Source organism: Paraburkholderia sartisoli (genome assembly GCF_900107685.1).
Classification (GTDB): domain Bacteria; phylum Pseudomonadota; class Gammaproteobacteria; order Burkholderiales; family Burkholderiaceae; genus Paraburkholderia; species Paraburkholderia sartisoli.
This window is the reverse complement of sequence record NZ_FNRQ01000001.1, coordinates 1,399,465-1,411,848: the sequence shown is the minus strand read 5'-3', so window position 1 is coordinate 1,411,848 and position 12,384 is coordinate 1,399,465. Positions and strand designations below refer to the sequence as shown.

The 12,384-nt window shown below is 63.6% G+C and carries 10 protein-coding genes; 1 reads left to right on the top strand and 9 read right to left on the bottom strand.

Features of this window, described 5'->3' with window-relative positions:
* Positions 1-131 precede the first annotated feature (131 nt).
* Entirely contained in the window at positions 132-2,480 is a 2,349-nt protein-coding gene (locus BLV45_RS06395) for a Tex family protein (RefSeq protein ID WP_090530477.1), read from the top strand.
* Between the two features lie 124 nt (positions 2,481-2,604).
* On the opposite strand, the gene BLV45_RS06390 is transcribed toward BLV45_RS06395, so the two are convergent.
* The 9 genes from BLV45_RS06390 to hfq form a co-directional block, all read right to left on the bottom strand.
* Positions 2,605-4,491 carry a potassium transporter Kup gene (locus tag BLV45_RS06390; RefSeq protein ID WP_090530476.1) on the bottom strand — a complete coding sequence of 629 codons (1,887 nt, stop codon included), beginning with the start codon at positions 4,489-4,491 and terminating at the stop codon, positions 2,605-2,607.
* A 299-nt stretch (positions 4,492-4,790) separates the two neighbouring features.
* Positions 4,791-5,378: a phosphoribosyltransferase gene (locus BLV45_RS06385; protein ID WP_090530473.1), complete on the bottom strand. Its 588-nt coding sequence runs from the start codon at positions 5,376-5,378 to the stop codon at positions 4,791-4,793.
* A 3-nt stretch (positions 5,379-5,381) separates the two neighbouring features.
* Positions 5,382-6,728 carry an adenylosuccinate synthase gene (locus BLV45_RS06380; RefSeq protein ID WP_090530470.1) on the bottom strand — a complete coding sequence of 449 codons (1,347 nt, stop codon included), beginning with the start codon at positions 6,726-6,728 and terminating at the stop codon, positions 5,382-5,384.
* Positions 6,729-6,874: 146 nt separating this feature from the next.
* A complete protein-coding gene (locus BLV45_RS06375; protein ID WP_090530467.1) occupies positions 6,875-8,026 on the bottom strand; it encodes an ATP phosphoribosyltransferase regulatory subunit in 1,152 nt (383 codons plus the stop codon).
* 204 nt (positions 8,027-8,230) lie between these two features.
* On the bottom strand, positions 8,231-8,422 hold the full coding sequence (locus BLV45_RS06370; protein ID WP_090531217.1) for a DUF2065 domain-containing protein: 192 nt from the start codon (positions 8,420-8,422) through the stop codon (positions 8,231-8,233).
* A gap of 46 nt (positions 8,423-8,468) precedes the next feature.
* Positions 8,469-9,377 (bottom strand): protease modulator HflC, encoded by a 909-nt coding sequence (hflC, locus tag BLV45_RS06365; RefSeq protein ID WP_090530465.1) that lies wholly within the window; start codon positions 9,375-9,377, stop codon positions 8,469-8,471.
* A gap of 11 nt (positions 9,378-9,388) precedes the next feature.
* On the bottom strand, positions 9,389-10,792 hold the full coding sequence (gene hflK / locus BLV45_RS06360) for an FtsH protease activity modulator HflK (RefSeq protein ID WP_090530462.1): 1,404 nt from the start codon (positions 10,790-10,792) through the stop codon (positions 9,389-9,391).
* A gap of 49 nt (positions 10,793-10,841) precedes the next feature.
* Positions 10,842-12,029, bottom strand: a complete 1,188-nt coding sequence (hflX, locus tag BLV45_RS06355; RefSeq protein WP_090530459.1) for a GTPase HflX — start codon at positions 12,027-12,029, stop codon at positions 10,842-10,844.
* A 58-nt stretch (positions 12,030-12,087) separates the two neighbouring features.
* On the bottom strand, positions 12,088-12,324 hold the full coding sequence (gene hfq / locus BLV45_RS06350; protein ID WP_006051315.1) for an RNA chaperone Hfq: 237 nt from the start codon (positions 12,322-12,324) through the stop codon (positions 12,088-12,090).
* Positions 12,325-12,384: the final 60 nt, after the last annotated feature.

Genomic DNA, 12,384 nt, shown 5'->3' with positions numbered 1-12,384 from the left:
CTAACATCCCGCGCCTGAGCGCTCCGGCATTTATGGCAAAATGCCCCGCGTCAGCAACCGGTCGCCGTGGGTTCGCCCGACGCGGCATCTCAGGCGGCCCTGATCGAAACCCGCAGGAACACGCATACCTTATGACGGAAACCGTAGCACTCAAGATCGTACAGCGCATCGCCACCGAACTCGCCGTCCAGCCCCGCCAGGTCGCGGCCGCGGTGCAACTTCTCGATGAAGGATCGACTGTTCCGTTTATCGCTCGTTACCGGAAGGAAGTGACTGGCAATCTCGACGATACGCAGCTGCGTAACCTCGAAGAACGGCTCCTGTACCTGCGCGAGCTCGAAGAGCGGCGCGCGACGATCATCGCCAGCATCGACGAACAGGACAAGCTCACCGACGAGCTGCGCACCGCGCTCGAAGCCGCCGACAGCAAGCAGGTTCTCGAAGACCTGTACCTCCCCTACAAGCCGAAGCGCCGCACGCGTGCGCAGATCGCCCGCGAAGCCGGCCTCCAGCCGCTCGCCGACGCGCTGCTCGCCGACCCGGCGCTCGATCCGCAAACCGAAGCGGCCGCCTTTGTCGACGCCGAAAAGGGCGTCGCGGACGTGAAGGCCGCGCTCGACGGCGCGCGTGACATTCTCTCCGAGCAGTTCGGCGAAACCGCGGAAGTGCTCGGCAAGCTGCGCGACTATCTGTTCAACCAGGGCGTGGTATCGTCGAAGGTCGTCGAGGGCAAGGAGAACGCGGAAGAAGAAAAATTCCGCGACTACTACGACTATTCTGAAACGATCCGCACGGTGCCGTCGCATCGCGCGCTCGCCCTCTTCCGCGGCCGCAACGCGGGCGTGCTGATGATCAAGCTCGGTCTGGGCGCGGAACTCGACGCACAGGTACCGCATCCGGGCGAAGCGATGATCGCGCGCCATTTCGGCATCGCGAACCAGAACCGCGCCGCCGACAAATGGCTCTCCGACGTGTGCCGCTGGTGCTGGCGCGTGAAGGTGCAGCCGCACATCGAAAACGAGCTGCTGACAAACCTGCGCGACGAAGCCGAGCATGAGGCGATCCGCGTGTTCGCACGCAACCTGAAAGATCTGCTGCTGGCCGCACCGGCTGGACCGAAGGCTGTGATCGGCCTCGATCCGGGTCTGCGCACCGGCGTGAAGGTCGCCGTGGTCGACCGTACCGGCAAGGTGCTCGCCACCGACACGATCTACCCGCACGAGCCGCGCCGCGACTGGGACGGCTCGCTCGCGAAACTCGCCCGCATCTGCAAGGAGACGCAGGCCGAGCTGATCAGCATTGGCAACGGCACGGCGTCGCGTGAAACGGACAAGCTCGCGAGCGAACTGATCTCGCGCCATCCGGAGTTCAAGCTGCAGAAGATTGTTGTGTCCGAAGCCGGCGCATCCGTGTATTCGGCGTCCGAACTCGCGGCGAAGGAATTCCCCGCCATGGACGTGTCGCTGCGCGGCGCGGTATCGATCGCGCGACGTCTGCAGGATCCGCTCGCCGAACTCGTGAAGATCGAGCCGAAGGCGATCGGCGTCGGCCAGTATCAGCACGACGTGAACCAGCGCGAACTCGCGCGTTCGCTCGATGCCGTGGTCGAGGATTGCGTGAACGCGGTGGGTGTCGATGCGAACACGGCATCGGTTGCGCTGCTCGCACGCGTGTCGGGCCTGAACGCGACGCTTGCGCGCAACATCGTCGACTATCGCGATGCGAACGGTCCGTTCCCGTCGCGCGAACATCTTCGCAAGGTGCCGCGTCTTGGCGACAAGACGTTCGAGCAAGCCGCGGGCTTCCTGCGCATCAACGGTGGTGAGAATCCGCTCGACCGCTCGTCCGTTCACCCGGAAGCGTATCCGCTCGTCGAACGCATGCTCGCGAAGATCAGCAAGCACGTCGGCGAGGTGCTTGGTAACCGCGAGGCGCTCTCGGGCCTGTCACCGACGGAATTCGTCGACGACCGCTTTGGTCTGCCAACCGTGCGCGACATTCTCTCCGAGCTCGAAAAGCCGGGCCGCGATCCGCGCCCGGAGTTCAAGACGGCGACGTTCCGCGACGGCGTCGAGAAGGTTTCCGATCTCGTGCCGGGCATGGTGCTCGAAGGCGTCGTGACGAACGTCGCGGCGTTCGGCGCGTTCATCGATATTGGCGTGCATCAGGACGGGCTCGTCCACGTATCGGCGATGTCGACGAAGTTCATCAAGGACCCGCACGAAGTCGTCAAGGCCGGCCAGGTCGTGAAGGTGAAGGTGCAGGAAGTCGACGTGAAGCGCCAGCGCATCTCGCTCACGATGCGCCTCGACGACGACTTCGCGGCCAGCTCCGCACCGCGAAGCGGCGGCCAGCAGGATCGCGGCACGGGCCGGCCGGGCGGCGGTGGAGCAGGCGGCGGGCGCGGACAGCAACAACGCTCGCGCGACGCGGAGCCCGCTGGCGCGATGGCGGCGGCGTTCGCCAAGCTGAAGCGTTAAAGCCTGACGGGCAAGCGTGCGGCGCTGACACGGGCCGCACGCCTGCCCGCGTCATCTCAGCTGCATCCGCATCAGACACAAAAAAGCCCACATACGTGGGCTTTTTTTGTTCATCGCGCGACGTTCAGATCTCGATCTTCGTCCCCAGTTCGACGACGCGATTCGCCGGAATGCTGAAGAAATCGGTCGGCTTGGCGGCGTTCTGATGCATCCACGCGAACACGCGTTCGCGCCACACCGACATACCGGGCAACTGCGTTGGCACAACCGTTTCACGGGCGAGGAAGAACGACGTGTCCATCATTTCAAACGTCATGTCGTGCGTGCGGCCGACGTCGAGGAGCACGGCCTTCACGTCCGGTGTTTCGTTGAAGCCGTACGCTGCCTTCACGAGATACAGGCCACCTTCAAGATCCTTCACGGTCACGCGCTCTTCGTCGTTGACATACGGAATGTCACGCGTGACGAACGTCAGGAAAATCGTGCGTTCGTGCAGCACCTTGTTGTGCTTCAGGTTGTGCAGCAGGCTCACGGGCACGAGCGTGTCGCTGCCGGTCAGATAGATCGCGGTGCCCGACACGCGATGCGGCGGATGCGCGAGCAGCCCCTGCAGGAACGGCATCAGCGGAATACCGTCGGCGGCCGTGCGTTCCTTGACGATCATGCGGCCCTTGAACCACGTCATCAGCAGGAAGAACAGCAGCGCGCCGATGCCGAGCGGCAGCCAGCCGCCCTCCTCGACCTTCAGCAGATTCGCGCCGAAGAAGCCGAGATCGATCGTCATGAACGCCGCGATGATGAGCGCCACCAGCAGCTTGTTCCAGTTCCACACCTTCACCATCACGACGCACGCGAGCACGGTCGTGATGACCATCGTCGCGGTCACGGCAATACCGTATGCCGCCGCGAGGTTATCCGAGCTCTTGAAACTGATCACGATGCACAGGATGATGAAGAGCAGCATCCAGTTCACGACCGGCACGTAGATCTGCCCGATCGCCAGTTCCGACGTGTGCAGGATCTTCATGCGCGGCACGTAACCCAGCTGGATCGCCTGGCTCGTCAGCGAATAGGCGCCCGAAATCACCGCCTGCGAGGCGATCACCGTCGCAACCGTCGACAGGACCACGAGCGGCAGGAGCGCCCAGTCGGGTGCGAGCAGGAAGAACGGATTCTCGATCGCTTTCGGATCGTGCATCAGCAGCGCGCCCTGCCCGAAGTAGTTCAGCACGAGCGAAGGCATCACGAGCGCATACCAGGCCACCCGGATCGGCTTCGCGCCGAAGTGACCCATGTCGGCATAGAGCGCTTCGGCACCCGTCAGCACGAGCACGACCGAGCCGAGCACGACATACGCCTGCAGCACGTGCGCCGACATGAACGAAAACGCGTAATACGGATTGAGCGCGGCAATGATGCCCGGCGACTGCACGATGTGCGTCAGGCCGAGCGCCGCGATCGTCAGGAACCACAACACCATGATCGGGCCGAACAGGCGTCCGACGAGCGCGGTGCCATGCCGCTGGATCCAGAACAGCAGAATGAGAATGACGATGGTGAACGGCATCACGAGATGCGACAGCTTCGGCGCCGCGATCTGCAACCCTTCGACCGCCGACATCACCGAGATGGCCGGCGTGATCACCGCGTCGCCGTAGAACATGCACGCGCCGAAGATGCCGAGCATCATCAGCATGCCGGCCGCCTTGCCCGATTGATCGAACGACCTTAACGAGAGCGCCATCAGGGCCAGCACGCCGCCCTCGCCGTTATTGTCGGCGCGCATCACGAACAGCACGTACTTGACGCCGACGACGATCACGATCGCCCAGAACAGCAGTGAGATGACGCCGAGAATGGATGCGTCGGTGAGCGGAATCCCGTGCGACGGAGAGAACGCTTCCTTCAGCGAATACAACGGGCTCGTGCCGATGTCGCCGAAGACCACACCGATCGCAGCGATAGCGAGAGAAGGCAGCGGCTGCCTGCGCCCGTGGTTGGTATTTGTCATAAACGCGGAAAATCCGTTCCTGATCGGAAAAGCGAGCGCTATTCTAAACTGGCCGTCGTGACCGACCGGCCGGCATGTTGCGGATACACCACGAGGACCGTCCGCGCAGTGTAGCATCGCCCTAAAGGCGCGTCTGTCCTCGCTGAAACACTATCCGGCACGTGCGCTGAACGACTGGCCAGGCGTTGCGGCCGCCCTGATTGCGCAGCCAGTCGTGCAGCGGACACGTCAAAAAAAACGGAGCCCTCCCAGGCTCCGTTTCGATGCGACACACCATGTAGTGATCGCCTGTACTGTCATCACACTTTCGACGCTGTGTCCTGCGCGGTGCCGCGCTTGATCCACGCGCCGAGATTATGCGGACGAACCGTGTCCCATTCCTCGAACGGCTGATGGATCCACGGATTCGTGGGCAGGTACTGCACGTGATAATCGGGCGTCACTTTCGAGCAGCCCTTGTACCACAGCACGGCCGAGCGCACCGCCGTGATGGCCGGATAACGCTCCTTCAGATGCTGCTGCACGCGTGCGAGCGTCACGCCGGAATCGACCAGATCGTCGACGAGCAGCACGTTGCCCGACAGTTCGCCGCGCGTCATCGTGATGTACTGCGCGATGTCGAGTTCGCCCTGCTCGGTGCCGGCTGCCTCGCGATACGAACTCGTGGCGAGAATCGCCAGCGGCAGATCGTAAATACGCGACAGCTGATCGCCGACGCGCAGACCGCCGCGCGCAAGGCACAGGATCTTGTCGAACTTCCAGCCGGACTCATGCACCGCGAGCGCCAGCAATTCGATCAGACGGTGGTACTCGTCCCAGCCGACCCAAAGATTCTTTTCGTCATTGCGCGGATCTTTCATCGCAATCATGGGCACACCCTGCGTCATGACTTAAACCTTGAACGGATGACGAAGGAGAATGGTTTCGTCACGGTCCGGACCCGTGGAGACCATGTCAATCGGCACGCCGGCCACTTCCTGCACGCGCGTGAGGTACGCGCGCGCCTTTGCGGGCAGCCTGTTCCAGTCGGTGATGCCGATGGTGCTTTCCTTCCAGCCGTCAAACGTCTCGTACACCGGTTCGCAACGCGCGACTTCCGACGCACCGCGCGGCAGGATATCGGCGTCCTTGCCGTCGAGCTTGTAGCCGACGCACAGCTTGACTTCGTCGACACCGTCGAGCACGTCGAGCTTCGTGATGCACAGGCCCGACACGCCGTTGATCTGGATCGAGCGACGCAGCGCGGCAGCATCGAGCCAGCCCGTGCGGCGCGGACGTCCCGTGACCGAGCCGAATTCCTTGCCAACCGTGGCGAGCGTGAGGCCGATCTGCTCCTGACGGCTCGCGTTATCCGCGTCGTACAGTTCGCTCGGGAACGGGCCCGAACCGACGCGCGTGCAATACGCCTTCGTGATGCCGAGGATGTAGTTCAGCTTTTGCGGACCAACGCCCGCGCCTGCCGTGGCCGCACCGGCCACGCAGTTGCTCGACGTGACGAACGGATAGGTGCCGTGATCGATGTCGAGCAGCGTGCCTTGCGCGCCTTCGAACAGCAGATTGTGGCCGGCGTGATTTTCGTCGTACAGACGCCGCGACACGTCGGTGACCATCGGCTTCAGACGGTCTGCGTAGCCCAGCATCATGTCGAGCGTCTGCTGGAAGTCGACGGCCGGTGCGCGGAGGTACTGCGTCAGCACGAAGTTGTGGAAGTCGAGGTTTTCGCGCAGGCGTTCAGCGAACGCTTCCGGCTCGAACAGGTCCTGCACGCGCAGGCCACGGCGTGCGACCTTGTCTTCGTAGGCCGGGCCGATACCGCGCCCCGTCGTGCCGATCTTGCCCGCGCCGCGATGCGCTTCGCGCGCCTGGTCGATGGCGATGTGATACGGGAGGATCAGGGTGGTGGCTTCGGAAATGAACAGACGCTTTTGAACATCCACGCCCGCGGCTTCGAGTTCGCCGATTTCCTTGAACAGCGCTTCCGGCGACAACACGACGCCATTGCCGATGTAGCACGCGACGCCGGGATGCATGATGCCCGACGGAATCAGACGCAAGATGGTTTTCTTGCCGCCGATGATGAGCGTGTGGCCGGCATTGTGACCGCCCTGGAAGCGGACGACGCCCTGGGCGTGGTCCGTCAGCCAGTCGACGATCTTGCCCTTGCCCTCATCACCCCACTGGGTTCCCACGACGACGACGTTACGCCCGGGGTTCACATTCACTGCGCTGGCAGACATGTTGTTTCGTAAGCTGGTTAAAAACGTATTCTACCGATATTCGCGGAAGGTTCCGGATTTTTTCCGTTTCCGCTCAACGGCATGGACGTTATTCTGGGTATCTTGAACAAGGCGCGGCGGCACGCCACGCCCGGCTTTTCCGGCGCTCAGGAACGGGGTTCGACGACCCACGCACCGTTGCGTTCGACCAGTACGCGGTCGCACGCGAATTCATCGAGATCATGATCGTGGCCCGGCAGCGCCTGGATCACGACTTCGCCGGCGTCGCGTAACGCGACGACGCTCGCACGCAGCGCCTCGTCGTGCTGCCACGGCGCGAGGATCGCGCTGCTGCGCGCCTCGACGGGCGAAATTCGCGCGACTTCACGCAGATCGAGCGAGAAGCCGGTTGCGGGCCGCGCACGACCGTACGCTTCACCGACCTTGTCGTAACGTCCGCCGCGCGCCACCGCGTTCGGCACGCCGTCGACGTACGCCGAGAACATCACGCTGCTGTGGTACGCATAGCCGCGCAGGTCGGCCAGATCGATCATCACTTCGGCACCGTCGACCTGCGCCGCGAGGAACGCGAGGTCATCGAGCGCACGCGCGATTTCCGGTGTGGCCGGCAGGCGCGCGCGGGCTTCGGCGAGCACCGAGGCGTCGCCGTAGAGCGTCGGCAGGACGCGCAGCGCGTCGCGTGTCGCGGGGGTCAGGTCCGCGGTCAGTTCGTCCAGACGCGGCACGTCCTTGCCGGCGAGCGCGTCGTAGAGCGCCTCGCCCAGCGCAACGGCTTTCGGTTCGTTCGCGATCAGCGCGGAGAGCACGCCCGCATGGCACAGATCGAGCCGCACTTTGGCGAGACCCGCAAGACGCAGCGCGTCGAGCATCAGTTGCTGGATCTCGAGATCGGCTTCGAGGCCAGCATGACCGTAGATTTCGGCGCCGATCTGGATCTGCTCACGCGTTGCGTAGAGTCCGCGCGGACGCGTGTGCAGCACGTTGCCCGCGTAGCACAGGCGCGTCACGCCCTGACGGTTCAACAGATGGGCGTCGATACGCGCGACCTGCGGCGTGATGTCGGCGCGCAGGCCGAGCGTGCGGCCCGACATCTGGTCGACGAGCTTGAACGTGCGCAGGTTCAGGTCGCTGCCGCCGCTCGTCAGCAGCGACTCGAGATATTCGAGCATCGGCGGCATGACCATTTCGTAGCCATAGGCGCGAAAACGATCCAGCAACCGGCGACGCAACTCTTCGATCTTGCGGGCCTCCGACGGCAACACGTCGGCAATATTCTCGGGAAGTAACCAGGTCGACATCGATACAGTCCTACGACGTTGAACACGGACGCGCGGGCGCGCCGGTATGTGACGGGTGAATGGCGAAAAGCGTGTCCGGTGCAGCCTCAGCGCTGCTGCTCACGGGCCATGGCGTGCGGTTTTGCACCTTGCCCGCGTTCGCGGCGCGCCCGGCTGGCGAACCAGCCGCGCACCGGTTTCGTTCACGATGCGCTCACGAGGCGTTCATGTTGCGATCAGCAGCAGAACCAGCCCGAGCACCATCACGATCAGGCCACCGATGCGCACCTGATGCACAGGCCGCTCCGCGATTCTACGAAACGTGTCGCGCCAGGCGGTCGGAAACACAAAGGGAAACATCCCCTCGATGATCAGCATCAGGGCGATCGCGAGCAATAACGAGCCGGCTATATCCATTCGAATGACGGCGCCGCGCGGCACAAGGCGCGCGACGCTCCGGTAATCAGCGTTTGCGGGCGGGCGCGGCAGCGGCGGCGTCCGGCGACGTGCCGCCTGTCGGGCTGCGCATGAAGCGGAAGAAGTCGCTGCCTGAATCGACCACGATCACGTCGTTCGGCTTGAAGCTGTTCCGGTACGCCTGCATGCTCTGGTAAAACTCATAGAACTGCGGGTCGCGGCCAAAGGCTTCAGCAGCAATCGACGCCGCGTTGCCATCGCCCTCGCCCTTGATCTTCTGCGCGTCCCGGTAAGCGTCCGCGACGATGCTCTGTTGCTGCAAGCCCGCATCCGCCCGGATCTTGTCGGCTTCGGTCGCACCCTGCGCGCGCACGTCGCTCGCAACCTGCTCACGCGCCGCGGACATGCGCTTGTAGACGGCGTCGGTCATGGCCGCCGGAAAATCGATGCGCGTCAGCTGCAGGTCGATCACGTCGATGCCAAGCGGCGCCGTGGCCTTCTGCATCGCCGTACGCGCCTCGCTCGCGATGTCCTGCTGCTTTGCCAGCGCATCGGCAAGCGTGACCTTTGCGAAGACGCCGCCAAGCGCGTCGCGCGACATCGTCGCGAGACGTTCAGGCAACGCCTGCGCGTCACCCTTCGTATCGGCGAAGAGCTTCAGCGGATCGGTCACGCGATAGCGAATCACGGGGTTCACGAGAATGTCGATCTTGTCGGACGTGACATAGCGATCGGCGTCCGGTGCGTCGACGGACTGGATGCGCGTATCGACGAGCGTCGCGGTCTGCAGCGGCGGCGGCAATTTCACATGCATGCCCGGGCCGACGAGCGTGGGTGCCGCGTCGCCACGCGCCGACACGACAGCCACATGACGCTGGTCGACCACATAGACCATCGACGACGCGGCAAACAGCACGATCACAACAGCAATGACGAGCGCAATGATTCGGTTCATGTTCGCGCTCCTTATTGCAGTTCTTCGTCGCGATCGCGACTACGGAACGAATCACGCGAACGGAACGCGTCACTGGCCGCGGCCGCCTGGCTTGCGCCGCTGGCCGGCACGGCCGCCGCGCCCGAGGCGGGCTGCGACGCAGCGGTAGTTGCGGCGGTGCCGTTCGCGCCCTGCGGCGTTGCCGCGGACGCGCCCGAACCGGCCTGCGCATCGTTCGCGGCGGCGGCGGTCCGTTGACGGGTCTGTTCGACGAGCTTGTCGAGCGGCAGATACAGCACGTTGTTCGCCGACTTGCTGTCGACGAACACCTTCGTCGTATTCGAGTAGATGTGCTGCATGGTATCCAGGTACATGCGCTCGCGGATCACGGCGGGCGCTTTCGAGTATTGCGCGTAGACCTGGTTGAAGCGCTCGACATCGCCTTGCGCCTGAGCCACGACACGGTCACTGTATGCATGCGCATCGTCGAGCATGCGGGCGGCGTCGGCCTGCGCACGCGGCAACAGGTCGTTCGCATAGGCCTGCGCGGCAGCCTTCGCATGCTCGCGATCCTGCTGAGCCTTCGCGGCATCGTCGAAGGCGGGCTGGACCTGCTCGGGCGGCGTCACGCCCTGAATCGTCACGCCGGTGACGGCAAGACCCGTGTGGAATTCGTCGAGCGAACGCTGGATGGAATCGGTGAGCTGCAGACGGACTGCTTCGCGATCCTGACCGAGGATGCTGTCCGTACTGCGAGCCCCGACGATTTCGCGTACCGCGGCCTGCGCGCTCTGCGTCACGGTCTGATCGGGATCGACGCTGCGGAACAGATAGTCGGTCGGCTTGCGGATCTGGTATTGCACCGAGAAGCGCACGTCGACGATATCGCCGTCGTGCGTCAGCATCGATGCGTCTTTCACATTGGGCGCGCGCACGACGTTGTTGCGACCGATCTCGACCGAGCGCACCTGGGCGACGTTGACCATTTCGTGCGAATCGAACGGATACGGCAGACGCCAGTGGACGCCCTGGCCGGCCGTCAGACGATACTGGCCGAACTGCGACACGACGGCGACCTGGCCATCCTGCACGACGAACACGCCGCTGCCCAGCCAGATCGCGATGAACACGCCGATGACGATGCCCACGCCAATGCGCGTGCCGCGGCCGTTGTCGGGCCGGCGCTCGCCGCTGCCTGAACCGTTGCCCGAGCCGTTGCCCTTGCGGCCGAACACGCGCGACAGGCGCCGGTTGAAATCACGCCACATCTCGTCGAGATCAGGCGGGCTTTCGCCATTCTTGCCGTTTTGCGGTCGCTTCGGATCGTTCGGACGTTGCTTGTCGCCATTGCCATCGCCCCGGCCCCAGCGCGGATCGTTCATCGAGAAAATGGCGCGCACGCGCAGCCATGTACTCCGCTCGTTGTAATCGTTCACCTGTGTTCGTTCACCAGAGTAGACAGCCGGTCAATGCAATTGGAACGGGTCAGTGCCCGAGTTCTGGGACCTTGCGGTCGTCGGTTGGTGCCGCTGGCCGGTCTTCTTCCGGCAATGGACGTTCCCGGTCGGAAAGATATTCGGCGGTCGCGATTTCGGCGATGGCAGCGCGCAGTGTGTCCAGCCCCTGCCCGGTGCGCGCGCTCAAAAAGACGCGCGAAATATTACCATACTCATCCCTTTCGACCGTGTCGCCGCGGGCCGCCAGCTCAGGCACGGCGTCGATCTTGTTGAAGACCAGCACCTGCCGGATCGCGTCCGCGCCGATTTCATGAAGCACGACATTCACCTGGTCGATCTGGTCGAGCCGCACGGCGCTCGACGCATCGACGACATGCAGCAGCAGATCGGCGTGAACGGTTTCCTCGAGCGTCGCGCGGAAAGCGGCCACCAGCTGGTGAGGCAGTTCGCGGATGAAGCCGACCGTATCGGACACCACCACCTGACCGACTTCGTCGCCGAGATACACCCGGCGCGACGTGGTATCGAGCGTGGCGAACAGCTGGTCGGCTGCGTAGGCCTGCGCCTTCGTCAGCGCGTTGAAGAGCGTGGACTTGCCCGCGTTCGTATAGCCCACGAGCGACACCGACATCGTGCGGTTGCGCTCGCGCTGCCGGCGCTGCGTGCCATGCTGGCGGCGCAGCTTCTCGAGCCGCGACTTGAGCGCCTTGATGCGCTCGCCAATCAGGCGACGGTCGGTTTCGAGCTGCGTTTCACCCGGACCGCGCAGGCCAATACCGCCCTTCTGACGCTCGAGGTGGGTCCATGCGCGGATCAGCCGCGTGGCGAGATACTGCAGTTGCGCGAGCTCGACCTGCAGCTTGCCTTCGTGGCTGCGGGCGCGTTGCGCGAAGATGTCGAGGATCAGGCTCGTCCGGTCGATCACGCGCCTGTTAAGCGCCTGCTCCAGATTACGCTGCTGCGCGGGGGCCAGTGCGTGATTGAAGATGACGATTTCGATGTCGTTCGCCTCACACGCAAGACGCAGTTCCTCGGCCTTGCCGCTGCCGACGAACATCTTCGCGTCAGGGGCGGACCGGCGTCCGGTGAGGGTGACTACAGGATTCGCGCCCGCGCTTTGCGCGAGCAGGCTGAGTTCTTCGAGACTGGCTTCGAAATCGATCTTTCCGAAGTCGATACCGACAAGCGCTGCGTGGGTCAAATTGGAGGGTATCAAAATGAAGCGGCCGGGAGAGATCGCCGACTGGCGATGTCATGCCGGCCGCGACGAAGGGTTAGGACTGTTCAGAATCCGGGTGGAAATTCACCGGACGGGCCGGCACGACTGTCGAGATTGCGTGCTTGTAGACCATCTGGGTAACCGTATTCCGGAGCAACACGACGTACTGGTCGAACGATTCGATGTTCCCTTGAAGCTTGATGCCGTTGACCAGATAGATCGAGACCGGCACGTGCTCTTTGCGCAGTGCGTTCAAAAACGGGTCTTGTAACAATTGCCCTTTGTTGCTCATAGCAAACTCCGTATTTTTTTGCAGGTTGACTAAATTGACGGCGAAGAAAAAGAAATTCGC